Here is a 23,942-nt window from a genome sequence, read left to right on the forward strand (position 1 = left end):
CTGCTCGGCGGACGGACCCGGCGATTGTAGTGGGGCGCTCTGGGAAGCAGCCGACCAAGGGGAAAACACTGGCGCACCCGGGTGAACTCGTGTTGTATGAAGCTCGACAGTCGACGACGACTGTCCGGGGCCCGTACGGGCACACCGCTTCACTCGGATCGTCCGGCACGTACCTGCCGGTGAAGGAAGGACCGAACGCTCATGGCGTCCGTCACCTATGACAAGGCAACCCGTCTCTACCCCGGAGGCAACCGTCCCGCGGTCGACTCCCTCGACCTGGACGTCGCCGACGGCGAGTTCCTCGTCCTCGTCGGCCCCTCGGGCTGCGGCAAGTCCACCTCGCTCCGCATGCTGGCCGGCCTCGAAGAGGTCAACTCCGGTCAGATCCGCATCGGCGACCGCGACGTCACGGACGTCCCGCCGAAGGACCGCGACATCGCGATGGTGTTCCAGAACTACGCGCTGTACCCGCACATGACCGTCGCCGAGAACATGGGCTTCGCGCTCAAGATCGCCGGCGTCGGCAAGGAAGAGCGCGCCACCCGCGTGCAGGAAGCCGCCAAGCTCCTCGACCTCGAGGACTACCTCGGCCGCAAGCCGAAGGCGCTCTCCGGTGGTCAGCGTCAGCGCGTCGCGATGGGCCGTGCGATCGTCCGTCAGCCGCAGGTGTTCCTCATGGACGAGCCGCTGTCGAACCTCGACGCCAAGCTCCGCGTCCAGACCCGCACGCAGATCGCGTCGCTGCAGCGTCGTCTCGGCGTCACCACGGTCTACGTCACGCACGACCAGACCGAGGCACTGACCATGGGTGACCGCATCGCGGTGCTCAAGGACGGCATCCTGCAGCAGGTCGGAACCCCGCGCGACCTGTACGAGAAGCCGAACAACGTGTTCGTCGCCGGCTTCATCGGTTCGCCGGCCATGAACCTGCTGCCCGCCGACGTCATCGAGGGCGGCATCAAGTTCGGCACGCTCAACCACGCGATCGACCGCGACACGCTGTCGAACGCCCGTGCCGCACAGATCACGGTCGGCATCCGCCCCGAGGACGTCGTCGTGTCGCAGTCCGGCGAGGGCCTGCCCGTCACGGTCGACGTCGTCGAGGAGCTCGGCGCCGACGGCTACCTCTACGGTCACGCCGACGTGAACGGCCAGCGCGCCGACATCGTCGCCCGCGTCGACGGTCGTGCGCACCCGTCGATCGGTGACACGATCGTCATCACGCCGAAGCAGGGCCACGTGCACGCCTTCGACACCGAGTCGGGCGACCGCCTCGACGACAAGGCCGTCGTCAGCGCGTAACCAGCGCACTCCCCCGAGAGCCCGCGCCCGCCTCACCAGGCCGGACGCGGGCTCTCGGCTGTCCCCGACACCAGAGGAACCACCGTGCCCGACTCGATGTCCATCACCGCCGCCACCGTCGACCCCGGCCTGCTCGACCTGCCGTGGGACCTGCCGCTCGCCGACTGGCCCGACGACGCGATCGTCGCGCTGCCGAAGGGCATCTCACGGCACCTCGTGCGGTTCGTGCACCTGAGTGGGTACGTCGCCGCGGTGAAGGAGACCGGCGAGGAGGTCGCCCGGTCCGAGTACGAGATGCTCCGGACCCTGCAGCGCATGGACGTGCCGTGTGTGGACCCGGTCGCGGTCATCACGAACCGCGCCGATGCCGACGGTGAACCACTGCACCCTGTGCTCGTGACTCGTCACCTGCGGTTCTCGCTGCCCTACCGTGCGCTCTACTCGCAGACGCTGCGCCCGGAGACCGCCACCCGTCTGGTCGACGCCCTCGCGCTGCTGCTCGTCCGCCTGCACGTCATCGGCTTCTACTGGGGCGACGTGTCCCTGTCGAACACGCTGTTCCGTCGCGACGCCGGCGCCTTCGCCGCGTACCTGGTCGACGCGGAGACCGGCAAGCTCTACCCCGGCGGGCTGTCGAACGGCCAGCGCGAGAACGACCTCGAGGTCGCCCGCGTGAACATCGCCGGCGAGCTCCTCGACCTGGAGGCCGGCGGACGGCTCGACGAGAACGCCGACCCCGTGGACGTCTCGAACCGCATCGTCGCCCAGTACCGCACGCTCTGGACCGAGCTCACCGGCACCGAGCAGTTCGACATCAAGGAACGCTGGCGCATCAACGACCGCGTGGAGCGCCTGAACGAGCTCGGCTTCGACATCGAAGAACTGTCGATCCACACGACCGAGGGCGGCTCGCAGGTCCGGATCCAGCCGAAGGTCGTCGACGCCGGGCACCACCAGCGCCGACTGCTGCGGCTCACCGGGCTCGACGCCGGCGAGAACCAGGCCCGGCGCCTGCTCAACGACCTCGACTCGTACCGTGCCCGCAACGGCCGTGACGAACTCGACGAGGAGATGGTGGCGCACGAGTGGGTCTCACGGGTCTTCGAGCCCGTCGTCCGGTCGATCCCCCGTGACCTGCGCGGTCGGCTCGAACCCGCCGAGGTGTTCCACGAGCTGCTCGAGCACCGCTGGTTCATGTCCCAGCAGGAGGAGCGTTCCGTCTCCCTGCCAGAGGCCACGACCGCGTACATCAACGACGTGCTCCGCCACCGTCGCGACGAGCGCCTGCTCATCAACCCGCCGACCTCGTCGATCACCGTGCCGATCCCGGTGCTCGACGACGACGCCGCCGATGAGTCCGACGAGTCCGACGACGTGGACGACTGGCGCGCCACCGTCTGACGCGGTCCCCGGTCGGTCACGACGCCCCGCCGGGTGGGTGCCGACTGGTCACAGACCGTCGCTGGCGGCGTCGCGCAGCGACGACTCATGACCACACGGCCGACACCCGCCGACGGGTCGCGGCCGCTCGGGGTTCGAGAACGCGACCGCCTGGAGGCCCGGCGTGCGTCCCGGAGACCGGTGCCGGCCCTCCAGACCGTCACCTGCACCGCCGGTGGTGCCGTTGGACGTCGAGCGGTCACGACACCCCGCCAGGTGCACGTCGGCCGGTCACGAACCGTCGCCTGCGGCGTCGCGCAGCGACGACTCGTGACCTGCCGGCGGGCATCATCCGACGTGTCCTGACCCGTCGGGCCTGCCCCGGTCGGCGCCGCACGCAGGAACGGCCGCCTCCCACGAGGGGAGGCGGCCGTTCCTGCGGACGAAGCGCCGGGGCTACGCGGTGCGGCGGCGCCGCGCGACCTCCCACAGGGTGACGCTCGCGGCGATGCCGGCGTTCAGGGACTCGGTGGCGCTCGAGATCGGGATCGACACGATGGCGTCGCAGGTCTCGGTGACCAGGCGCGACAGGCCCTTGCCCTCGGAACCGACGACGATCACGATCGGGCGGTCGGCGAGCTCGAGGCCGTCGAGCTCCACGTCGCCGTCGCCATCGAGCCCGAGGACGAACAGGCCCATCGACTTGAGCGACTTCAGGGTCTGCGTCAGGTTCGGGGCCATCGCGACGGGGGTGCGGGCCGCGGCACCGGCCGAGGTCTTCCACGCCGACGCCGTCACACCGACCGAGCGACGCTGCGGCACGATGACACCGTGTCCGCCGAACGCCGCGGTCGAGCGGATGATCGCACCGAGGTTACGGGGGTCCGTGATGCCGTCGAGGGCGACGAGCAGCGGGACCTGGTCGCGCGAGAACGCCTGCTCGACGATGTCCTCGGACACGGCGTACTGGTACGCCGGCACCTTGAGGGCGACTCCCTGGTGCACGCTGTCGTGCCCGGTGATGCGGTCGAGCTCGGGACGCATGAGCTCGATGATCGGCACGCCACGGTGGTTCGCGAGCGCGAGGATCTCCTTCACACGGTCGTCGACCTCGATGCGCGACGCGATGTAGAGCGTCGACGACGGGGTCTTCGTGCGCAGCGCCTCGAGCACCGAGTTGCGCCCGGTCACCAGCTCGGAGTCGTCGGTCTTGCGTGCCGGCGGACGGCCGGTGCGACCCTGCGGGGTGCTCGAGGAACCGTGCCGACCCTTGGCTGCCTCGAAGCGGTCCTTCGCGGCCTTGCGCTTGCCCGCGGGGTGGTACGGGCGGTCCTCGGCCTTCGGGGTCGGCTTGCGGCCCTCGAGCGCCTGCGCGCCCTGTCCGCCGGAACCGACCTGCTTGTTGCCCTTGCGACCGGCGCGGACGGCGCCGGGCCGACCCTTCTTGCTTCCCGAGACGTTCTTCATGCGTAGCTCCTGTTCGGCACTGCCGTGTTCAGGCGATGCTCCAGCGTGTTCCGGACGGCGTGTCCTCGATCGTGATGCCCGCGGCGGCGAGGTCGTCGCGCACGCGGTCGGCCGCGGTGAAGTCCCGTGCTGCCCTGGCGTCCGCGCGCTCCTGCACGAGGCGTTCGACGAGGGCGGCGAGCGGGCCTGCCGAGGTGTCGTGGCCGCCGCCCGACCAGTGGGCGGCTCGCGGGTCGATGCCGAGCACCTCCACCATCGCAGCCACCTGATGGTACGCGGTCCCGAGCGTTTCCGCATCGTCGGCGTCCAGGGCGGCGTTGCCGGTGCGCACGGTTTCGTGCAGCACGGCCAGGGCCTGGGGCACGGAGAGGTCGTCGTCCATGGCCGCGGCGAAGGCCTCGGGCACGGATGGGGCATCGGTGAGGTGGACGCCCTCGAGCCGGGGCTCGGCGCGCTCCAGGAACCCGGCGATGCGGTCGTACGCCGCCTCGGCCTCGGCCAGGGAGCCCTCGTGGTGGTCGATCGACGAGCGGTAGTGGGCGGCGCCGAGGAAGTACCGGACGACCGCGGGACGAGCAGATCCGATGAAGTCCGCGGCGAAGATCGAGTTGCCGAGCGACTTCGACATCTTCTGCCCCTCGACCGTCACCAGGCCGTTGTGCAGCCAGTACGACGCGAACGGGTCCCCGGCGGCCGTGGACTGCGCGAGCTCGTTCTCGTGGTGCGGGAAGCGCAGGTCGAGCCCGCCGCCGTGGATGTCGAACGCGGGGCCGAGGTACCGACGTGACATCGCCGAGCACTCGATGTGCCAGCCCGGACGGCCGGCGCCCCACGGGGAGTCCCAGTTGGCGGTCGACGGTTCGCCGGGCTTCGCACCCTTCCAGAGCGCGAAGTCACGGGCGTCGCGCTTGCCACGCGGATCGGCGTCGGCAGCCTCGACCATGTCCTCGCGCCGCTGCCGGGTGAGCACCCCGTAGTCGGCCCAGCTGCCGGTGTCGAAGTAGACGTCGCCCGAGCCGTCGTCGGCGGCGTAGGCGTGCCCGCGGTCGATGAGACGCTGGATGATCTCGTGCATCTGCGGCACGCTCGCCGTGGCCCGCGGCTCGTAGGTCGGGGGCAGGATGCCGAGGGCGTTGTACGCGGCGGTGAACTCGAGCTCGACCCGGTAGGCGCGTGCGAACCACGCTTCGTCCGTGCCGGCAGCCAGGTCGAGGACCTTGTCGTCGATGTCGGTGACGTTGCGCACCAGGGTCACCCGGTACCCGCGGTGGGTGAGCCACCGGCGCCAGATGTCGTAGACCAGCGCGGACCGCAGGTGCCCGATGTGTGGCGACGACTGCACCGTCGGCCCACAGACGTAGACGCTCACGTGTCCGTCGACCAGGGGCACGAGGTCGACGACGGCTGCGGCGCGGGAGTCGTAGAGGCGAACGGTCACGCCTCAACCCTAATCGGCGCGGGGCCGCGGTTTCAGGCGGGACGCACGAGCGCGGTGGCGATCGCGGCGAGCCCCTCACCGCGGCCGGTGAACCCGAGTCCGTCCGTCGTGGTGCCGGACACCGCCACGGGTGCGCCGACCACGGCGGACAGGGCGTCCTGCATCTCGTCACGGCGACGACCGATGCGCGGCCGGTTGCCGATGACCTGCACGGTGACCGACACCGGCACGAGCCCCGCGTCGGCGAGCAGCGTGACCGCGCCGCGGACGAAGACGTCGCCCGTGGCGCCGGCGTACTGCGGGTCGGCGGTGCCGAAGCGGCCGCCGATGTCGCCGAGGCCCCCGGCGGAGAGCAGGGCGTCGCACACCGCGTGCGCCACCGCGTCGCCGTCGCTGTGCCCGGAGAGCCCGGGTTCGCCGGGGAAGTCGAGCAGCCCGACGCGGCAGGGCGAGGCGTCGTCGAAGGCGTGCACGTCCACCCCGAGCCCGAGTCGGACCGCGACGGTGTCCGCCTGGCCGGCACCCGCCGCACCAGCACCAGCACCGGCTTCGGACCGCGCCCGCGCGATCGACTCGGCCCGGCCGAGGTCCCACGGCGTCGTGATCTTGAAGGCGTCGGCGTCACCCGGTACAAACCGGACGGTGCCCCCGACGGCCTGGAACACGCCGGCATCGTCCGTCTCGGACTGCGACGAAACCGCGTACGCCCGCCGGAGTGCGGCGAGGGGGAAGCCCTGCGGCGTCTGCACCCCGACGAGTGCGGCACGGTCGACGGTCTCGACGACGACGTCACCGTCGACGCGCTTCACGGTGTCCGTGACGGGGAGTGCCGGCACGACGCCCGCACCGTCCCCGGCGGCGACGGCGTCGAACACCCGCGCGAACTGCGCCGCGGGTGTCAGGCACCGTGCCGCGTCGTGCACGAGCACCGTGGTGACGGAGTCCGGCAGCACGGCCAGGCCGGCCTCGACCGAACCGTGGCGATCCGCGCCTCCGGCCACGACGGCCGTGTACGCGACCGCAGCACCCGCGACGGAACCGACCACCTGCCGGCACTCGTCCAGGTGCGACGCCGGTGCGACCACGACGACGAGCGTCGGCGACGGCAACGCGAACAGGGGCTCGAGTGCCCGCGCGAGCATCAGCGAACCGGCCACGGGCACGAACGCCTTCGCCGTCCCGATGCCGAGCCGGGTGCCGGACCCCGCTGCAACGACGACGACCGCCCGGTCCACCCCGTCGGGGAACCGTGCGGTCGTCGTTCGTGCTGTCGCGCTCAGTGGTTCAGCGTTCAGGCGTTCAGGAGGCCAGGACCTCGTCGAGGACGGTCGATGCCTTGTCCTCGTCGGTCTTCTCGGCCAGCGCGAGCTCGGAGATCAGGATCTGCCGGGCCTTGGCCAGCATCCGCTTCTCACCCGCGGAGAGCCCGCGGTCCTGATCGCGCCGCCAGAGGTCGCGGACGACCTCGGACACCTTGATGACGTCACCGGAAGCGAGCTTCTCGAGGTTCGCCTTGTACCGGCGTGACCAGTTCGTGGGCTCTTCGGTGAACGGTGCCCGGAGGACCTCGAACACCTTGTCGAGCCCTTCCTTGCCGATCACGTCGCGGACGCCGACCAGGTCGACGTTGTCCGCCGGGACCTCGATCGTCAGGTCGCCCTGCGTCACCCGCAGCTTCAGGTAGACCTTTTCCTCGCCCTTGATGACGCGAGTCTTGACTTCAGAGATGGTTGCCGCCCCGTGATGGGGGTAGACGACGGTCTCGCCGACCTCGAATTGCATGTATCAGGCTCCGTTCCCAGACCTCCAGTTTACCACAAGGGCCGTTCCGGTAAGGGGACCCTCAACGCTCACCCCTCCCGGTGATCGCTAGGATGGGCGCGGGGACCGCCCGGTCCTCATCGTGACTTACGGAGGAATCTCTTGCGACCTCGGGTACTCGTGTCCGTCGCCGTTGCGGCAACCATCGCGCTCGGCGCCACCGGGTGCGAGTTCATGTCGCCGGCCCACACCGTCGACATCAAGCAGATCACCGACGGCGTGGACGTCTCGACCGGCAAGGTCGACGTGCGGAACGCCCTGCTGATCTCGGACGACGGCGAGAGCGCCCGCTTCATCGGCACGCTCGTGAACAACGACGACCAGGACGACTACACCGTCTCGATCGAGATCGGCGGCGACACCCAGACCGTCGACGTGCCGGCGAACAGCCACGTCGACCTCGCCATGGCAGCGGGTGCGGGCAGCGACGCCGAGTCGAGCGTGCAAGAGGGCGACACCACCCAGGGCACCACCGCCGCCGACGCCGAGCCGATCGTGTTCGACAACGCGGACGCGAAGCCCGGGTCGCTCGTCAAGGTCTACTTCAGCTACCCCGACGCCGAGGGCACCTCGGCGAACGTGCCGGTGCTGACCAGCTCGCAGGAGGAGTACCAGACCCTCGCGCCGAGCCCGACCCCGGAGCCGACCGACACGGTCACGCTGCCGACCTCGACCCCGACGGCCACGCCGACGGACGGCCAGTAGTCCGTCCGCGCTGACGCGCTGACGCGACGCTCGACCACTGCAGACCGGGAGGCCCGGTGCCGGTCCCAGGGACCGGCACCGGGCCTCCTGTCCGTGCGGTGCACACACCAGCCGTCGCCAGCCGTCGCCAGCCGTCGCCAGCCGTCGCCAGCCGTCGCCAGCCGTCGCGCGCGCCCTCGCGCGCGGCCCGGTCATGACTCGTCGCAGACCACTCGTCGAGTGGTCACGAACCGTCACTGCAAGGCGCCGGAGGCGACGACTTGCGACCACTCCCAGGACGACGCGCGGTGAGTCGTGACCGGTCGCGGGGCCTACGCCTCGATGCGGTAGCCGAGACCGCGGACCGTCACCAGGATCTCGGGGGTCGACGGGACCCGCTCGATCTTCGAGCGGATGCGCTTGATGTGCACGTCGAGGGTCTTGGTGTCGCCGAAGTAGTCGGACCCCCAGACCCGGTCGATGAGCTGACCACGGGTCAGCACGCGGCCGGCGTTCCGGAGCAGCAGCTCGAGGAGCTCGAACTCCTTGAGCGGCATCGGCGTCTCGGACCCGTCGACGGACACCGTGTGGCGCTCGACGTCCATCCGGATGCCGCCGACCTGCAGGATGCCGCTGTCGGCCGGGTCGTCCTCGGTACGCCGGCGGAGCACCGCACGGATCCGGGCCAGGAGCTCCCGCGTGGAGTACGGCTTCGTGACGTAGTCGTCGGCGCCGAGTTCGAGCCCGACGACGATGTCCACCTCCGAGTCCTTCGCGGTCAGCATGATGATCGGCGCGTTCGAGCGGGTCCGGATCTGCCGGCACACCTCGGTGCCGCTCAGGCCCGGCAGCATGAGGTCGAGGAGCACCAGGTCAGGGTTCTCCGTGTCGAACTTCGACAGCGCTGTCACGCCGTCGGCAGCGACGGAGGTCTCGTACCCCTCACGCTGCAGCAGGAACTCCAGGGGCTCGCTCAGGGCCGGCTCGTCGTCGACGATGAGGATCTTGGTCACGATGGCTGCTCTTCCAGTTGCTCTTCGAGGGCTGTGGTCAGTTCGGGATCTGCCTCGGGCAGACGGATGGTGAAGGTCGAGCCCTTGCCGGACTGCGACCAGACGCGCACGTCACCACCGTGGTTGCTGACGACGTGCTTGACGATCGCGAGCCCGAGGCCGGTGCCCCCGGTGGCGCGCGACCGTGCGGGATCGACACGGTAGAACCGTTCGAAGACGCGGTCGAGGTCGGCCTCGGGGATGCCGACACCCTGGTCGGTGACGGCGATCTCGACGAAGCCCTTCGACGACCGGACGCCCACACCGACGCGGGTGCCGTCCGGCGAGTACTTCACCGCGTTGGCGATGAGGTTCGACACCGCGACCTGCAGCAGGCCCGGGTCGCCCATCACCCGCAGCTTCGACTTCTTGGCGCGGATGATCTCGATCGACCGGGCGCGGGCGACGACCTCGTTGCCGTCGATGGCGGCCTGCACGATCTTGTCGATGCCGGTCTCCTCGCTGTTCTCGAGCGCGTCGACCGACTGCAGGCGGGACAGCTCGATGATGTCCTTCGTCAGCGCCCCGAGCCGCTCGGACTCGGTGATGAGCTGCGCGGCGAACTTCTTGACGTGCGCGGGGTCGTCGGCGGCGAGCACGAGCGTCTCCGACAGCAGCCCGATGGCACCGATCGGGGTCTTCAGCTCGTGCGAGATGTTGGCGACGAAGTCGCGGCGGACCTCGTCGATGCGGCGGCTCTCGGTCAGGTCGTCCGCGGTGAGCAGGACGTACCGGTTGCCCAGCTGGGCCGCGCGGAAGCTGAGGTAGCCGATGAGCTCCCCGTGGCGGCCGCGTGGCAGCTCGAGGTCCTCCACCCCCATCTCCCCGCTCTTGCGCACCCGGTCGATCAGGCCGAGCAGTTCCTGGTGCACCAGACGTCGGCGCACGACGAGCCCCGCGGTGAGTGCCTGGGGCGATGCCGCGACGACGGTGTTCGACGGGTCGATGACGACCGCCGGGTTGTGCATCGTCGAGATGACCGCTGCGACACCGTCCGGCAGGGTCCGCTCCGCCACGTCGGCAGCACGTGCCGTGCGCTCGGCGGTGATGATCAGCACCACGACGCCCGCGCCGAAGACCCCGCCGAGGAGCATCGACAGTGGCACGAGCCACGCGTTGTCCATGCCGCCAGTGTAGGGATGGTCATGCGGGGTTCCGGTACCGTTCACCGTCCGCGGAAGGCCAGAACGCGAAGCGTTCAGCCCCGCGTCACCGTTCGTTCACCTGCGCTGACGACACTCGTCCGGTACGCAGAGAGAGGTACTCCCCCATGCGCGAAGTCTTCCAGCAGGAACTCCAGGACGTCCAGGAGCGACTGACCGAGATCGCCGGGCTCGTCGAGTCCGCCATCACCCGAGCCACGCAGGCCTTCGGCGACTCCGACGTCGCCCTCGCCGAAGAGGTGATCGCCGACGACGAGAAGATCGACCTCGCTGCGAACAGCCTCGACGAGATCGCGATCGACATCCTGGCCCGCCAGGCGCCGGTGGCCCGCGACCTGCGCGTCGTCGTCACCGCCCTGCGCGTCAGCTCCTCGCTCGAGCGCATGGGAGACATGGCCGAGCACATCGCGCAGCTCGCCCGCCAGCGCTTCCCCGAGAAGGTCGTGCCGAAGGGCCTCCGCAGCACCTTCAAGGAGATGGGCAAGCACGACGTCGCGATGGCGCAGAAGCTCACGCGCCTGCTCGCCACCGAGGACATCGCACTGTCGGCCGAGATCCGCGACGAGGACGACGCCGTCGACGAGCTGCACGCCAGCGTCTTCGACTTCGTGCTCGGCGAGGCCTGGAAGGGCGGCCCGATCGACACGGTCGACGCCACCCTGGCCTCCCGCTACCACGAGCGCTTCGCCGACCACGCGGTCTCGATCGCGAAGAAGGTCGAGTACCTGGCGACCGGCGACTGGACCGGCGCGTCCACCTCGACCGCGGCGGTCTGACCCGACCCGATCGGTCTGCGAGGATCGTGGCATGGCCCAGGTCGCGATCATCGTCAACGGCATGCCCGGTTCCGGCAAGAGCACGATCGGCACGGCACTCGCCGAGGTGCTCGGCTGCCCGTTCCTGTCGAAGGACCGCATCAAGGAGCCCCTGGCCGACGTCGTCGGCCCGATGATCGCCTCGCGTCCGCTCGGCGGCATCGCCATGGACACGATGTGGTCCATGGCCCGGGCCGTCGAGAACGGGGTCGTCCTCGACGCCGTCTGGCTGCCGTCCCGCGACCGGGACCGCCTGGAGGCCGGGCTCGCCTCCGCCGGGTCGCCGCGCGCCGTCGAGGTGTGGTGCGACACGGACCGCGCCGCCGCCGAGCAGCGGCTGCGGGACCGGTACGACCCGGGCACCGTGCCGGTGCGGCACGAGGTGCACGGGGACATGGCCGACGTGCTGGCCTTCTGGGACGAGCACGGCGACGACGCGCACCCGGTCGGGCTCGCCGGTGTCCCGGTGATCCGGGTCGACACCACGAAGCCCTACGACGTCGGGGCCCTGGTGCAGGAGATCGCGTCGCACTTCGTCTGACCAGCCACGGCTCGTCGAGCCGACCGTGCTGCCGGAGCGACACGTCGTCGACGGGGCGATCCGTTCCTCCTGGCAGAGCGACAGGAGTCGGCGGAACGTTGGCGGCCCACTGTCGCTTCCGGGAAGCACGGCACACGCACCAACGCCCCGCCCGGATGCCGGACGGGGCGTTCTGCGTGGGCGCTACTTCTTGGCGCCCTGGGCGGCCACGGCGGCGGCGCCGGCAGCGGCGGCCTCGGGGTCCAGGTAGTACGCGGGCTTCGTCGGCGTGAAGTCGTCGTCGAGCTCGTACACCAGCGGGATGCCGGTCGGGATGTTCAGACCGGCGATGTCGTCGTCGGAGATGCCGTCGAGGTGCTTCACGAGCGCACGCAGCGAGTTGCCGTGGGCAGTGACGAGCACGGTCTTGCCGGCGGCGAGGTCCTTCGTGATGTCGGACTCCCAGTACGGCAGCAGGCGGTCGATCACGAGCTTGAGCGACTCGGTGCGGGGCAGCTGGTCGCCGAGCTCGGCGTAGCGGCGGTCACCGGACTGCGACCACTCGGCTCCGTCTGCGATGGGCGGCGGCGGGACGTCGAACGAGCGGCGCCACTCCATGAACTGCTGCTCGCCGTACTCGGCCAGGGTCTGGGCCTTGTCCTTGCCCTGCAGGGCGCCGTAGTGGCGCTCGTTGAGGCGCCAGTCGCGCTTCACCGGCAGCCAGGCCAGGTCGGCCTGCAGCAGCGCGATGTCCGCGGTCTGGATCGCGCGGGTCAGGAGCGAGGTGTACAGGACGTCGGGGACGATGCCGGACTCGGCGATGAGGTCGCCGGCGCGCTTCGCCTCCTTCTCGCCCAGCTCGCTGAGCCGGACGTCGACCCAACCGGTGAACAGGTTCTTCTGGTTCCAGTCACTGTTGCCGTGACGGAGCAGGACGAGCGTGGAGGTCATGCCTCCGAGTCTACCGAGCGGTACCGGCCCCGTACCCTTGACGCATGCCCATCGGGAACGTGACGCGCGGGACGACCGGGTACAACCGGCTCCGCCGCGTCGACCGGTGGATCGCGACCCTGCCGGTGCTGCGCCGGACGGACGACCCGCTCGTCGCCGACGTCGGCTACGGGGCATCGCCGACCACCACCCTCGAGCTCCGCGACCGGCTGGCGGCCGTCCGACCGGACGTCGAGGTGACCGGCATCGAGATCGAGCCCTCGCGGGTCGCGCTCGCGAACGCCGGGACCCGCGACGGCGTGACCTTCCGCCTGGGTGGCTTCGAGACGCCGACGCCCGGGCAGCGCCGACCCGCCGTCATCCGGGCCTTCAACGTGCTGCGGCAGTACGACGAGTCCGCGGTGGTCGGGTCGTGGCGGATCATGCAGGACCGGCTGCAGCCCGGCGGTGCGCTCGTCGAGGGGACCTGCAACGAGGTCGGCCGGGTCGCCTCGTGGGTCACGCTCGACGACGTCGCGCCACGGACCTTCACGGTGTCGCTGCGGCTCGCCGGGCTCGACGTGCCCTCGATCGTCGCCGAGCGCCTGCCGAAGGCCCTGATCCACCGCAACGTGCCCGGCGAACGGGTGCACGCGTTCCTCGGCGATCTCGACCTGTCGTGGGCGGTCGCGGCTCCGCTCGGCACGTACGGACCCCGGCAGCGGTGGATCGCCACGGTGCGCGGCATGCGCGACCGCGGGTGGCCGGTGCTGCACGGCGTGACCAGGTGGCGGCTCGGCGAGCTCAGCGTCCCCTGGTCGGCCGTCGAGCCCGCCTGACGCCGCGGCGCAGAACACCGGTGTTCGCGCTCCGAACACCCGCGAACCGCGGTGCGACCGGCGAACACCGGTGTCTTGCGACCGTCAACGCGCAGGCTAGGAGCGCTTCACGGCTCCGAGACGGGGCAGGCGCGGGACGTTCGCCGTCGCACCGGCCTCGGGCGGGACGATGGTCTCCTGCGCCGCGGTCACCACGACGTCGTCGGCCTCGAGCCGCAGGGTCGCGGTGGGGTCGAGGGAACGCTTGACCACGGCGAGCCCGATCGGACCGAGCTCGTGGTGGATCGCCGACGCCGACAGCCGACCGACCTGCTTGTCGTCGAGCAGCACGGGGGTGCCGGGTGCCGGCAGCACGCCGTCGGACCCGTCCAGGTGCAGCAGCACGGCCCGACGCGGCGGGTGCCCGAGGTTGTGGACCTTGGCGACGGTCTCCTGCCCGCGGTAGCAGCCCTTCGACAGGTGCACGGCGGAACGCAGCCAGTCGAGCTCGTGCGGGATCGTCCGCTCGTCGACGTCGGACAGGACCGGTCGCCAGGCGGCGATCCGCAACGCCTCGTACGCCAGGAGCCCCGCGACGGGGACGTCCGACGCGGCGATCGCGGCCGCAGTGCCGGGGGTGACCACGGCGATGCGGAGGGTCCAGTCGGAGCCGGGGTGGGCCTCCTGGGCGGCGTAGCCCCACCCGCCGGGCGTGACGACGCCCCACGGGTCGACCCACTCGACGACGGGTGGTTTCGGCAGTTCGACGGAGGCGAACGGTGCGGCCTCGCCGAGCCAGCCGAGGGTGACGAAGTCGGCCGAACGGTCGGCGACCTCGACCCGGAGCATGAAGCGCATCGAGTCGAGCCAGCCGGCGAGCGGCGCAGCGTCAGCGCGCTCGGAGAGCAGCCAGGCGGTCGCACCGTCGTCCACGATCCGGGCCGCGTGCTCGACGCGTCCGGCCTGGTCGAGCACGAGCGTCTCGGTGCTGACGCCCGTGGGCAACCCGGTGAGCTGCTGCGAGGTGATCGAGTTGAGCCACGACAGGCGGTCCGGCCCGGAGACCGTGACGACACCCAGACCGAGCTCGACGACGGCGCGGCCGCGGGACAGCAGGCGCTGCTCCCCGATCGGGTTGCCGAAGTGCGCGGCGACCGAATCGGCCGCGACGAAGCCGTCCCGCGCGGCGAACACCGACATCACTCGACCTTCGCGAGCTGCCCCGAGGCGTGCGATGTGAGTTCACGGCCGAGCGCGGCGATGTCCCACGCCCAGAAGAGCTTGCCCTCGACCAGGCCGTACAGGCGGGTCGCGGCGGAGTAGTCCTTCGCGTTCGGCGAGCGCAGCACGGCGTCGGTCGACAGGTCGATCCGGCCCTTCAGCACACGGCCGACGTAGAGCTCGTTGACGCCCGTCGGGTGGATGATCGCGGCCTCGACGTCGAAGCCGTCGGTCGTGTTGCGGAGCGCCTCGACGCTCTCGACCGTGCTGAAGGGCGTGGGCCCCTCGCCCAGGAGCATCGCGGGGCCGCGGTCGCCGGGCTCGGTCGGACGGTCGATCCGCCAGTAGCCCATCTCGGCGGCGAGCGGGGTGTGGTCGTCGTCGAGCAGCCACGTGGTGGACGAGTAGTTCAGGTAGGGCAGGCCGTCGTGGCTGAAGCTGACGCGCTGGCCGAACTCGTAGTTCCGGACCTCGTCGTCGTCACCGACCGGGTACTCGACCACACCGGTGCCCTCCCACACGCCGACCAGCCACGACAGCGGGACCAGTTCGGGGGCGAGGCCTTCGGGCAGCTCGATCAACGCTGACCCTTGAACAGCTTCACGACGACGACCACCGAGATGAACGCGATCGCGAGCGACGCCAGGCCGAGGAGGCCGACGTAGAAGAGCTCGAGCGCAAGCAGCGAATCCATGGTCCGGAGTCTACGCGGCTCGGCTCAACGCGCCAGGAGCACCACCGCGGTGACGAGCACCACGACGAACGCCCCGGACGACGCGATGCTGATCCGTTCGACCAGCCCGTCCTTGGTGGCGGTGATGAGCTGCAGCACGAAGCTGACCATGACGCAGGCGACGAAGACGAGCAGCAGCCAGGCGAACGAGTCACGCTCGGCCAGGGTCAGGACGAGCACCGCCCCGACGACCGCCAGCACCCAGACCGGCAGGACGGACGTCAGCCGCAGGCGACGCTGGTCGGTGGGGTGCACGGGCTCGGTCACGCGATCCATCATGACAGGGGACGTGCGGAATGCTCGCACCGTCGGGTGCGGTGCTCGTGCGGGACGCTCGCACCGCCGGGTGCGGTGCTCGTGCGGGACGCTCGCACCGCCGGTGCGGTGCTGTGCGGGACGGCGCGCAATCCGTCCGGCCGGATGAGTCCTTCCCGAGCATCACTAGGATGTCTCCACGACGTCATCCACCTCCGGAGGTCCTGTGGCACAGCTCCTGGTACTCACCTCGACCGCGCCCGGAGACGTCCTGCCGAGCCTGGGCCTCCTGAGCCACCGGATCCGCCACGTGCCGGCCGAGGCCGCGCAGCTGGTCAACGCCCCGCAGAGCGACCTGATGTTCGTGGACGCCCGCACCGACCTGGTCAGCGCGAAGGCCCTGTGCAAGATCCTCGCATCGTCGGGGTCGACCACGCCGATCGTGCTCGTCGTCACCGAGGGCGGTCTGACCGCGGTGAACAGCGACTGGAACGTCGACGACGTCGTGCTCGAGAGCGCCGGCCCCGCCGAGATCGACGCCCGCATCCGCCTGTCGGCCGGTCGTGCCGCGAAGGGCCAGACGAGCTCGAAGATCCAGGCGTCCGGTGTCGTCATCGACGAGGCCAGCTACTCCGCCAAGGTCCGCGGTCGGCCGCTCGACCTGACGTTCAAGGAGTTCGAGCTCCTGCGGTTCTTCGCCACCCACCCGTCACGCGTCTTCACCCGCGAGCAGCTGCTCAGCGAGGTCTGGGGCTACGACTACTTCGGGGGCACCCGCACCGTCGACGTGCACGTCCGACGGCTCCGCGCCAAGCTCGGGGACCTCGAGTCGCTCATCGGCACCGTCCGCAACGTCGGGTACCGCTTCAACGTCTACGACGACGAGGCCGAGCGCCTGATGGGGCAGTAGTGCTGCCCGACTTCGGCGCCTTCGTCGCCCCTGGCGAGGCCCCGCCGTTCTCCGACCAGACCCTGGTGGACGTCCGCGCCGGGCGCGCGAGCGTCCTGTCCGTCGACGACGGGGTCGCCGTGGTCCGTGACGGTGAGCTCGAGATGGTCGTCGCCCAGGAGGCCCGCGGCCGCGGCATCGGCACCGCCCTGGTGACGCAGGCGCTCGCGCTGGGCGGCGGGGCCGCTCCCCGGCTCGCCTGGGCGCACGGGGACCACCCGGCAGCGCGGGCGCTGGCCGACCGGTTCGGCTGGCGCGCGGTCCGCACGCTGCTGCAGCTCCGGGCGCCCGTCGCCGACTCCGAGGTGGACGTCGCCGCCGACGTCGAGCTGCCCGACGGGTTCAGCCTGTCGGCGTTCCGCCCGGGCACCGACGACGAGACCGACTGGCTCGCGCTGAACGCCGCAGCCTTCGCGCACCACCCCGAGCAGGGGCGGATGACGTTGGACGACCTGCATGCCCGAGAAGCCGACGCCTGGTTCTCCGGCGACGACCTGCTCTTGCTCCGCGATGCCTCCGGGCAGCTCGCCGGGTCGTGCTGGCTCAAGGTCGAGGACGGCATCGGCGAGTTCTACGCCGTCGCCGTGCGGCCCGACCTGCAGGGACAGCGGCTCGGTGGTGTGCTCATGCGTGCGGGAACCGCCCGGCTGCACGGCCGTGGGCTGACCGCCGCCGCACTGTACGTCGAGGGGGACAACGAGCCGGCGCTCGCGCTGTACCGGCGCTCGGGGTTCACGCAGCACGCGATCGACGTGCAGTACGCGGCCCCGGAGCAGTCCATCGGTCACTGATACCGTGCGCCCATGATCCAGGGGGACCAGGGCGGATCGCCCATCGAACGACGACGTCCGGACGCACGGTCGGGGGCAGGGCGGTGAACTTCAACCCGTCGCCGGTGTTCCTCGCGATGGCCGCGATGGTCGCCATCCCCGCCGCCGTCACCGCACTCGTCCGCCACAGCGACCGGAAGCGACCCCCGTCGACGGTCGTCGGGGACGAGGCGTACGGCGTCCTCTTCACCGTCCGGGCTCGCCGGTGGAACTACCTGCTGCTCCGGATCGTCGGGATCGTCGTCATCGTGGTCGGCGGGTTGTTCCTGCTGTCCGCACTCGCCCTGCTCGACGACCCCGACTCGACCGGGATGCTGCTCGGCGGTGTCGCCTTCGGGCTGTTCGGGTTGCTCTTCGTCTACCTCGGTGTCGGACAGAAGCGTCGCCGAGTCGAGGCGTACGACACCCAGCTGGTCGTCACGCCGATGTTCCGTGCCGCCCGGACCGTCGACCCCGCGGCCATCAAGCACATCCGGCCCACGACGAACCGCTTCGGCGGCCTGGACGTCAAGGTGCACGGCCAGCGCGGGGTGATCACTGTCCTGTCCATCGACGCCGCGTACCCCGAGTTCTGCGCGTGGCTCGAGCAGCGCGCGCCGGCGCAGTGGGGCGCGTTCGTGCAGGTCTTCACGCGCTGAGCGCAGCACCTCGGTCCGTCGTGACGGTTCCTCCACACACGAACGGTTCACCACCGGTTTCCACAGCGTCCACCGGGGCCCCTCCGACGGCAGGGGCCGGGTGGCAGGATGTGGGGATGGACACCGAACCGCAGCTCGACGGCGAATCCGTCGCACCCGACCTCGACGACTTCGACGAGGTCGTCGAGATCGAGCACGAGTCGCTGCCGACGGACCGCTACTTCGACCGCGAGCTCAGCTGGCTCAGGTTCAACCAGCGCGTGCTCGAGCTGGGTGAAGACCGCACGCAGCCCCTGCTGGAGCGAGCGAACTTCCTGGCGATCTTCGCGTCCAACCTCGACGAGTTCTTCATGGTCCGCGTCGCCGGCCTGAAGCGCCGCATCGACACCGGCATCGCCGTCCCGACCAACGTCGGCCGTGCCCCCAGTGACGTCCTGCGCGACATCGCGAAGAAGGCCCACGAGCTGCAGGACCGGCACGCCCAGGCGTTCATCGGGTCGCTCAAGCCGGACCTCGACGCCGCGGGCATCCACATCGAGCACTGGTCCGACCTCGACGAAGCCGACCGGCAGCGGATGCGGGAGTACTTCAACGAGCAGATCTTCCCGGTGCTCATGCCGCTGGCGGTCGACCCGGCGCACCCGTTCCCCTACATCTCCGGGCTCTCGCTCAACCTGGCGGTGCGGGTCCGCAACCCGAAGTCGCAGCGCCAGGAGTTCGCGCGCCTCAAGGTGCCGCAGAACTTCTCCCGTTTCATCAAGCTCCCCGACGACAACTCCGGCCGGATGCGCTTCATCCCGCTCGAAGACCTCATCGCGAACCACCTCGACGACCTGTTCCCGGGGATGGAGGTCCTCGAGCACCACGTGTTCCGGGTCACCCGCAACGAGGACGTCGAGATCGAGGAGGACGAGGCCGAGAACCTCATCCAGGCCCTCGAGCGCGAGCTCCTGCGCCGCCGGTTCGGCCCGCCGATCCGCCTCGAGATCACCGAGGACATGGACCCGGTGACCCTCGACCTGCTCGTGCGTGAACTCGACATCACCGAGGAAGAGGTGTTCCGGCTGCCGTCGCCGCTCGACCTCGGCGGGCTGTTCGAGATCTCGAAGATCAGCCGCCCGGACCTGCACTACCCGAAGCACGTGCCGACGACCCCGGTGCAGTTCCAGCCGGGTGAGCCGAACACGAAGCCCGACCTGTTCCGTGCGATCAAGGCGAACGACGTCCTGGTCCACCACCCCTACGAGTCCTTCGCCACGAGCGTGCAGGCGTTCCTCGAGCAGGCCGCCGCCGACCCGAACGTCCTGGCGATCAAGCAGACGCTGTACCGTACGTCCGGCGACAGCCCCATCGTCGAAGCGCTCATCGACGCAGCGGCCGCCGGCAAGCAGGTCCTCGCCCTGGTCGAGATCAAGGCGCGCTTCGACGAGCAGAACAACATCACCTGGGCCCGCAAGCTCGAGAAGGCCGGCGTGCACGTCGTGTACGGCCTGGTGGGACTGAAGACGCACTCGAAGCTGGTGCTCGTCATCCGGCAAGAGGGCGGGACGCTCAAGCACTACAGCCACATCGGCACGGGCAACTACAACCCGAAGACCTCGCGCATCTACGAGGACATGGGCCTCTTCACCTCGGACGACACCGTGGGCAAGGACCTCACCCGCCTGTTCAACGAGCTGTCCGGCTACGCCATCGAGAAGAAGTTCAAGCGCCTGCTCGTGGCACCGCTGCACCTGCGGAAGGGCCTGCTCAAGCGCATCCAGACCGAGGCGGCGAACGCCCGTGCCGGCAAGCCCTCGGGCATCCGGATCAAGGTCAACTCGATGGTCGACGAGCAGATCATCGACGCGCTCTACCTGGCGAGCCAGGCCGGGGTGCCGATCGACGTCTGGGTCCGGGGCATCTGCTCGCTCAAGCCGGGGATGGAAGGCGTCAGCGACACCATCCGCGTGCGGAGCATCGTCGGCCGCTACCTGGAGCACTCCCGCGCCTTCGCGTTCCACAACGACGGCGACCCGGCGGTGTTCATCGGCAGCGCCGACATGATGCACCGCAACCTCGACCGTCGCGTCGAGGCACTCGTGCGGCTGGTCGCACCGGACCACATCAACGAGGTCCAGGAGATGTTCGACCTGGCGATGGCCGACACCGCCAGCTCGTGGCACCTGGAGTCCGACGGCGAGTGGACGCGGCACTCCACCGACGATGCGGGCCGCCCGCTCGAGGACGTGCAGAATGTGACCATGCGGAAGATCTCGGCTCGGAAGCGCTCGACTCGGTGAGCGGCGGTCCCTCGGGCCCCGTCGTCGCTGCGGGTGCGGTCGTCTGGCGCGAACAGGACGGCACACCCCTCGTGCTGCTCATCCACCGCGACCACCACAAGGACGTCTCCCTGCCCAAGGGCAAGGTGGACCCGGGCGAGGCCGTCCCGACGACCGCTGTGCGCGAGATCGACGAGGAGACCGGCTACCGCGTCCACCTCGGCGCTCCGCTCGGCACCGCCGAGTACGTGCTGCCGAACGGTCGCGACAAGGTCGTGCACTACTGGGCGGCCCGGGTCTCGGCCAAGGAGTACGCCCGCGCCGGGGCCTTCGAGCCGAACCACGAGGTCGCCGCACTCGAGTGGGTCACCATCGACGACGCCCGCAACCGTCTGACGTACGAGCGGGACGTCGCGATCCTCGACCGCTTCGCCGAACGCGCCGCCGCCGGACAGCACCGCACCTTCGCCCTGATCACCCTGCGCCACGCGAAGACCGTGCCCGGCTCGGACTGGGACGGTCCCGATGCCACCCGACCGCTGTTGCCCGTCGGCCGTTCGCAGGCCAAGGCCGCCGCGGCGCCGGTCGCGGCGTTCGGCCCGAAGAAGATCGTGAGCAGCACGGCGGCGCGGTGCCTCGCGACCGTCGAACCGCTCTCGGCCGCGACGAAGCTCGGCGTCTCGAGCACCCCGGACATCAGCCAGGACGCTCACGACCGCGGAGCCGCCGACGTCAAGGGTGTCGTCCGGCGCCGCCTCGACAAGGGCAAGACCGCCGTGCTCTGCTCGCACGGCCCGGTGCTGCCCGACATCATCGCCCGGATCGCCACCGTGACCGCCGACGACTCCGGCCGCTTCGACCTGCGTCGTGCGGCGATGTTGTCCGTCGGGGACTTCTCCGTCATGCACATCGCCGGAGACACGCTCGTCGCGGTCGAGACGCACCGCAACACGACCCCGGCGTAGCCGGCCACCGCCGGACCGCAGTGCCGCCGCACCGCAGCGCCGCCGGACCGCAGCGCCGCCGGACCGCAGCGCCGCCGGACCAGAGCGCCGCAGCCGACGCGCTCGGCACCCGACCACATGACGGGGCCGCGCCGCGCCCGGAGAACGCGATCCGGGCCTCCCGACCGCCCTTCCGCGATCATGCGTGCGTATCTTCCGAACGCGCGCACAGTGCCCCCGATCCTGCTCCCTGCGCGGGCGCGGCGCACGCCGCCCCGACGCGGACAACCCCTCGTTCACCTTCCGTTCACCAGCGGGGGTGATCCCCGTCACCTCGCGTCCCTACAGTCGCTCCCGGGTCGGCACCGGCCCAGGGACCGCAGTGGTCCCACTGCATTCCATTCCCGAAGGGACCCCTGTGAACATCAAGCGAATCGGTTCGATCGCAGCAATCGCGATCGCCGGCGCAGTCGTGCTCTCCTCGTGCGCGGCAAACGAGGACGCGGGCAGCACCAAGTCCTCCTCCACCAGCGGCAGCGACTACTCGAAGCTCTCCGGCACCCTGACCGGCTCGGGCTCGTCCGCACAGCAGACCGCGCAGGCCACCTGGGCCGCCGGTTTCCAGGACGAAGCCAAGGGCGTCACGGTGAACTACACGCCGGACGGCTCCGGCGCCGGCCGCGAGAACTTCATGTCGGGTGCCGCGGACTTCGCCGGCTCCGACGCCGCACTGAAGGACGAGGAGCTCTCGGGCAAGTTCGAGTCCTGCAAGGCGGACACCAAGGGCATCGACATCCCCGTCTACATCTCCCCGATCGCCATCGCGTACAAGGTCGACGGCGTCAGCGACCTGACCCTCGACGCGAAGACCATCGCGGGCATCTTCTCGGGCAAGATCACCAAGTGGAACGACTCGGAGATCGCCGACCTGAACAAGGACGCGAAGCTGCCGGACGCGAACATCACGGTCGTGCACCGCTCCGACGACTCGGGCACCACGCAGAACTTCTCGGAGTACGTCTCCGCGAACGCCGGCGACGTCTGGACCGAAGAGCCGAGCCAGACCTTCCCGTACTCGGTCGGTGACAGCGCGAAGGGCACCTCCGGTGTCGCCTCCGCGATGGGCAACGCCACCAACGCCATCACCTACATCGACGACTCCGGCGCCGGTGACCTCGACCGCGCGAAGCTGATGGTCGGCGACAAGGCGACCGAGATCTCGGCCGACGGTGCCGCGCAGGTCGTCGCCGACTCGAAGATCGCAACCGGCCGCGAGGACAACGACCTCGCGATCGACATCGACCGCAAGGACACCGCTGACGGTGCCTGGCCGCTGGTCCTCGTCTCCTACGCCATCGCGTGCCAGGAGTACAAGGACGCCGACAAGGCCGAGCTCGTGAAGGGCTACCTGGACTACGTCGTCTCGAGCGCTGCTCAGGACGCCGCTGCGAAGGAGGCCAAGTCGGCCGCCCTCTCCTCCGACCTCGCGTCGAAGGCCAAGGACGCGGTCGCGTCCATCAAGTAAGGCCCCCTGAGCGCCCGGACGCCGGTCCCACCCACATGACCGGCGTCCGGGCCCTCGCCCGTCCGGGCCCCACCGGGAGTGCAGCACCACCGCCGCCACCGGGAGCGCAGCACGACTGCCGCCACCGGGAGCACAGCATCACCGCTCCCACCGGGAAGAGCCCGCACCCGGACGTCCCACCCCGCTCCACCACCCGCACCCGTCGCCTCCCCCGGCGTTCCTCCGACTGGAGTACCCCATGACGACCGCACCGGCCCAGCCAGGGGCCACCGTCACCCCGATCAAGCCGAAGGCCGTCGTCCGCGTCGGTGACCGGATCTTCTCCGCCGCCTCGGTCATCGCCGGCGGCCTCATCCTCTTCGTGCTCGTGCTCGTCGCCGCGTTCCTCGTCTGGCAGAGCATCCCGGCGTTCTCCGCCAAGGTCGGCGAGCTGCCCGGGAAGGCCACGAACTTCTGGGACTTCGTCGGCCCCCTGGTGTTCGGCACCGTCTGGTCCGCGCTCATCGCGCTCGTGATCGCCGTGCCGCTGTCCCTCGGGATCGCCCTCTTCATCTCGCACTTCGCGCCGCGTCGACTCGCTCCGGTCCTCGGCTACGTCATCGACCTGCTGGCCGCGGTGCCGTCGGTCGTCTACGGCCTCTGGGGCATCGCCGTGCTGGCTCCCCTGGTGAAGCCCTTCTACGTGTTCCTGAACGAGTACCTCGGCTGGTTCCCGCTGTTCTCCGGTCAGGTGTCCGGCACCGGCCGCACGATCCTGACGGCCTCGATCGTCCTCGCCGTCATGGCGATCCCGATCATGACGGCGGTCATGCGTGAGATCTTCCTGCAGGCCCCGACCCTCAACGAGGAAGCGGCCCTGGCCCTCGGCGCGACCCGCTGGGAGATGATCCGCCTGTCTGTCCTGCCGTTCGCGAAGTCCGGCATCGTGTCCGCGATCATGCTCGGCCTCGGTCGTGCACTCGGCGAGACGATGGCGATCGCGCTGGTGTTGTCGGTCTCGACGAACGTCACGTTCGAGATGCTGACGTCGCAGAACCCCTCGACGATCGCCGCGAACATCGCCCTGCAGTTCGCCGAGGCTTCCGGGACGGCACTGAACGCGCTCATCGCGTCGGGTCTCATCCTCTTCGTCATCACCCTGGTCATCAACATGCTCGCGCGGTACATCGTCCGCAGCCGAGTCAGCTGAGAGGTCG

The 23,942-nt window shown here is 70.3% G+C and carries 23 protein-coding genes; 13 read left to right on the forward strand and 10 right to left on the reverse strand.

Annotation, left to right across the window (positions count from 1 at the left end):
- Nucleotides 1-201 precede the first annotated feature (201 nt).
- Both ACL00U_RS14935 and ACL00U_RS14940 read left to right on the forward strand, forming a co-directional pair.
- A complete protein-coding gene (locus tag ACL00U_RS14935) occupies nucleotides 202-1,302 on the forward strand; it encodes an ABC transporter ATP-binding protein (RefSeq protein WP_017888061.1) in 1,101 nt (366 codons plus the stop codon).
- Nucleotides 1,303-1,386: 84 nt separating this feature from the next.
- Nucleotides 1,387-2,703, forward strand: a complete 1,317-nt coding sequence (locus ACL00U_RS14940) for a DUF4032 domain-containing protein (RefSeq protein ID WP_140448498.1) — start codon at nucleotides 1,387-1,389, stop codon at nucleotides 2,701-2,703.
- A 435-nt stretch (nucleotides 2,704-3,138) separates the two neighbouring features.
- Here the strand turns inward: ACL00U_RS14940 and rlmB are convergent, their stop codons facing one another.
- From rlmB to ACL00U_RS14960, 4 genes are read right to left on the reverse strand one after another with little or no spacing between them, the layout of a single operon-like run.
- On the reverse strand, nucleotides 3,139-4,149 hold the full coding sequence (gene rlmB, locus ACL00U_RS14945) for a 23S rRNA (guanosine(2251)-2'-O)-methyltransferase RlmB (RefSeq protein WP_017888063.1): 1,011 nt from the start codon (nucleotides 4,147-4,149) through the stop codon (nucleotides 3,139-3,141).
- Nucleotides 4,150-4,177: 28 nt separating this feature from the next.
- Nucleotides 4,178-5,587 carry a cysteine--tRNA ligase gene (cysS, locus tag ACL00U_RS14950; protein ID WP_042539317.1) on the reverse strand — a complete coding sequence of 470 codons (1,410 nt, stop codon included), beginning with the start codon at nucleotides 5,585-5,587 and terminating at the stop codon, nucleotides 4,178-4,180.
- A 32-nt stretch (nucleotides 5,588-5,619) separates the two neighbouring features.
- A complete protein-coding gene (ispD, locus tag ACL00U_RS14955) occupies nucleotides 5,620-6,882 on the reverse strand; it encodes a 2-C-methyl-D-erythritol 4-phosphate cytidylyltransferase (RefSeq protein ID WP_412874074.1) in 1,263 nt (420 codons plus the stop codon).
- Nucleotides 6,883-6,886: 4 nt separating this feature from the next.
- Entirely contained in the window at nucleotides 6,887-7,369 is a 483-nt protein-coding gene (locus ACL00U_RS14960; RefSeq protein WP_017888066.1) for a CarD family transcriptional regulator, read from the reverse strand.
- A 141-nt stretch (nucleotides 7,370-7,510) separates the two neighbouring features.
- Between ACL00U_RS14960 and ACL00U_RS14965 the strand changes: the two genes are divergently transcribed.
- Complete coding sequence (locus tag ACL00U_RS14965) at nucleotides 7,511-8,113, forward strand: hypothetical protein (RefSeq protein ID WP_140448501.1); 603 nt, start codon at nucleotides 7,511-7,513, stop codon at nucleotides 8,111-8,113.
- Between the two features lie 311 nt (nucleotides 8,114-8,424).
- On the opposite strand, the gene ACL00U_RS14970 is transcribed toward ACL00U_RS14965, so the two are convergent.
- Nucleotides 8,425-9,105 carry a response regulator transcription factor gene (locus ACL00U_RS14970; RefSeq protein ID WP_017888068.1) on the reverse strand — a complete coding sequence of 227 codons (681 nt, stop codon included), beginning with the start codon at nucleotides 9,103-9,105 and terminating at the stop codon, nucleotides 8,425-8,427.
- The gene (locus ACL00U_RS14975; RefSeq protein ID WP_214518641.1) at nucleotides 9,102-10,268 is read right to left on the reverse strand and encodes a sensor histidine kinase; all 1,167 of its coding nucleotides are present in this window, start codon (nucleotides 10,266-10,268) and stop codon (nucleotides 9,102-9,104) included. Before ACL00U_RS14975 ends, ACL00U_RS14970 begins: the two co-directional genes overlap by 4 nt.
- 146 nt (nucleotides 10,269-10,414) lie before the next feature.
- On the opposite strand from ACL00U_RS14975, the gene phoU reads away from it, so the two are divergent.
- Together phoU and ACL00U_RS14985 are read left to right on the forward strand one after the other, a co-directional pair.
- The gene (gene phoU / locus ACL00U_RS14980; RefSeq protein WP_017888070.1) at nucleotides 10,415-11,083 is read left to right on the forward strand and encodes a phosphate signaling complex protein PhoU; all 669 of its coding nucleotides are present in this window, start codon (nucleotides 10,415-10,417) and stop codon (nucleotides 11,081-11,083) included.
- Between the two features lie 31 nt (nucleotides 11,084-11,114).
- A complete protein-coding gene (locus ACL00U_RS14985) occupies nucleotides 11,115-11,663 on the forward strand; it encodes an AAA family ATPase (RefSeq protein ID WP_042539320.1) in 549 nt (182 codons plus the stop codon).
- A 183-nt stretch (nucleotides 11,664-11,846) separates the two neighbouring features.
- Here the strand turns inward: ACL00U_RS14985 and ACL00U_RS14990 are convergent, their stop codons facing one another.
- Complete coding sequence (locus tag ACL00U_RS14990) at nucleotides 11,847-12,593, reverse strand: phosphoglyceromutase (protein ID WP_042539322.1); 747 nt, start codon at nucleotides 12,591-12,593, stop codon at nucleotides 11,847-11,849.
- A 44-nt stretch (nucleotides 12,594-12,637) separates the two neighbouring features.
- Between ACL00U_RS14990 and ACL00U_RS14995 the strand changes: the two genes are divergently transcribed.
- On the forward strand, nucleotides 12,638-13,411 hold the full coding sequence (locus ACL00U_RS14995; RefSeq protein ID WP_214518640.1) for a class I SAM-dependent methyltransferase: 774 nt from the start codon (nucleotides 12,638-12,640) through the stop codon (nucleotides 13,409-13,411).
- A 96-nt stretch (nucleotides 13,412-13,507) separates the two neighbouring features.
- Here the strand turns inward: ACL00U_RS14995 and ACL00U_RS15000 are convergent, their stop codons facing one another.
- The 3 genes from ACL00U_RS15000 to ACL00U_RS15010 form a co-directional block, all read right to left on the reverse strand.
- A complete protein-coding gene (locus ACL00U_RS15000) occupies nucleotides 13,508-14,590 on the reverse strand; it encodes a YgfZ/GcvT domain-containing protein (RefSeq protein WP_214518639.1) in 1,083 nt (360 codons plus the stop codon).
- Complete coding sequence (locus tag ACL00U_RS15005; RefSeq protein ID WP_214518638.1) at nucleotides 14,590-15,192, reverse strand: FABP family protein; 603 nt, start codon at nucleotides 15,190-15,192, stop codon at nucleotides 14,590-14,592. The genes ACL00U_RS15000 and ACL00U_RS15005 overlap by 1 nt, the downstream gene beginning before the upstream one ends.
- A 137-nt stretch (nucleotides 15,193-15,329) precedes the next feature.
- Nucleotides 15,330-15,611 carry a hypothetical protein gene (locus ACL00U_RS15010; protein WP_140448504.1) on the reverse strand — a complete coding sequence of 94 codons (282 nt, stop codon included), beginning with the start codon at nucleotides 15,609-15,611 and terminating at the stop codon, nucleotides 15,330-15,332.
- Nucleotides 15,612-15,825: 214 nt separating this feature from the next.
- Here ACL00U_RS15010 and ACL00U_RS15015 point away from each other — a divergent pair, with 214 nt between their 5' ends.
- The 7 genes from ACL00U_RS15015 (at nucleotide 15,826) to pstC (ending at nucleotide 23,935) form a co-directional block, all read left to right on the forward strand.
- The gene (locus ACL00U_RS15015; RefSeq protein WP_017888078.1) at nucleotides 15,826-16,509 is read left to right on the forward strand and encodes a response regulator transcription factor; all 684 of its coding nucleotides are present in this window, start codon (nucleotides 15,826-15,828) and stop codon (nucleotides 16,507-16,509) included.
- Entirely contained in the window at nucleotides 16,509-17,339 is an 831-nt protein-coding gene (gene mshD / locus ACL00U_RS15020) for a mycothiol synthase (protein ID WP_214518636.1), read from the forward strand. The genes ACL00U_RS15015 and mshD overlap by 1 nt, the downstream gene beginning before the upstream one ends.
- Nucleotides 17,340-17,422: 83 nt before the next feature.
- Nucleotides 17,423-18,016, forward strand: a complete 594-nt coding sequence (locus tag ACL00U_RS15025; RefSeq protein WP_214562582.1) for a hypothetical protein — start codon at nucleotides 17,423-17,425, stop codon at nucleotides 18,014-18,016.
- Nucleotides 18,017-18,132: 116 nt separating this feature from the next.
- The gene (locus ACL00U_RS15030) at nucleotides 18,133-20,298 is read left to right on the forward strand and encodes an RNA degradosome polyphosphate kinase (RefSeq protein WP_042539263.1); all 2,166 of its coding nucleotides are present in this window, start codon (nucleotides 18,133-18,135) and stop codon (nucleotides 20,296-20,298) included.
- Complete coding sequence (locus ACL00U_RS15035) at nucleotides 20,295-21,242, forward strand: NUDIX hydrolase (protein WP_042539261.1); 948 nt, start codon at nucleotides 20,295-20,297, stop codon at nucleotides 21,240-21,242. The genes ACL00U_RS15030 and ACL00U_RS15035 overlap by 4 nt, the downstream gene beginning before the upstream one ends.
- A gap of 397 nt (nucleotides 21,243-21,639) precedes the next feature.
- Entirely contained in the window at nucleotides 21,640-22,746 is a 1,107-nt protein-coding gene (locus ACL00U_RS15040) for a phosphate ABC transporter substrate-binding protein PstS (protein WP_017888091.1), read from the forward strand.
- Nucleotides 22,747-22,984: 238 nt separating this feature from the next.
- Nucleotides 22,985-23,935 (forward strand): phosphate ABC transporter permease subunit PstC, encoded by a 951-nt coding sequence (gene pstC / locus ACL00U_RS15045; RefSeq protein ID WP_017888092.1) that lies wholly within the window; start codon nucleotides 22,985-22,987, stop codon nucleotides 23,933-23,935.
- Nucleotides 23,936-23,942: the final 7 nt, after the last annotated feature.

This window comes from Curtobacterium poinsettiae (assembly GCF_047226435.1).
GTDB lineage: Bacteria > Actinomycetota > Actinomycetes > Actinomycetales > Microbacteriaceae > Curtobacterium > Curtobacterium poinsettiae.

Bases quoted from the DNA above. Each gene is read 5' to 3' on its own strand.
- ACL00U_RS14990 (WP_042539322.1), bottom strand. From the start codon at position 12,593: ATGACCTCCACGCTCGTCCTGCTCCGTCACGGCAACAGTGACTGGAAC.
- phoU (WP_017888070.1), top strand. From the start codon at position 10,415: ATGCGCGAAGTCTTCCAGCAGGAACTCCAGGACGTCCAGGAGCGACTG.
- ACL00U_RS15000 (WP_214518639.1), bottom strand. From the start codon at position 14,590: ATGTCGGTGTTCGCCGCGCGGGACGGCTTCGTCGCGGCCGATTCGGTC.
- ACL00U_RS14960 (WP_017888066.1), bottom strand. From the start codon at position 7,369: ATGCAATTCGAGGTCGGCGAGACCGTCGTCTACCCCCATCACGGGGCG.
- ACL00U_RS14975 (WP_214518641.1), bottom strand. From the start codon at position 10,268: ATGGACAACGCGTGGCTCGTGCCACTGTCGATGCTCCTCGGCGGGGTC.
- ACL00U_RS14985 (WP_042539320.1), top strand. From the start codon at position 11,115: ATGGCCCAGGTCGCGATCATCGTCAACGGCATGCCCGGTTCCGGCAAG.
- rlmB (WP_017888063.1), bottom strand. From the start codon at position 4,149: ATGAAGAACGTCTCGGGAAGCAAGAAGGGTCGGCCCGGCGCCGTCCGC.
- ACL00U_RS14995 (WP_214518640.1), top strand. From the start codon at position 12,638: ATGCCCATCGGGAACGTGACGCGCGGGACGACCGGGTACAACCGGCTC.
- ACL00U_RS15030 (WP_042539263.1), top strand. From the start codon at position 18,133: ATGGACACCGAACCGCAGCTCGACGGCGAATCCGTCGCACCCGACCTC.
- pstC (WP_017888092.1), top strand. From the start codon at position 22,985: ATGACGACCGCACCGGCCCAGCCAGGGGCCACCGTCACCCCGATCAAG.
- ACL00U_RS14935 (WP_017888061.1), top strand. From the start codon at position 202: ATGGCGTCCGTCACCTATGACAAGGCAACCCGTCTCTACCCCGGAGGC.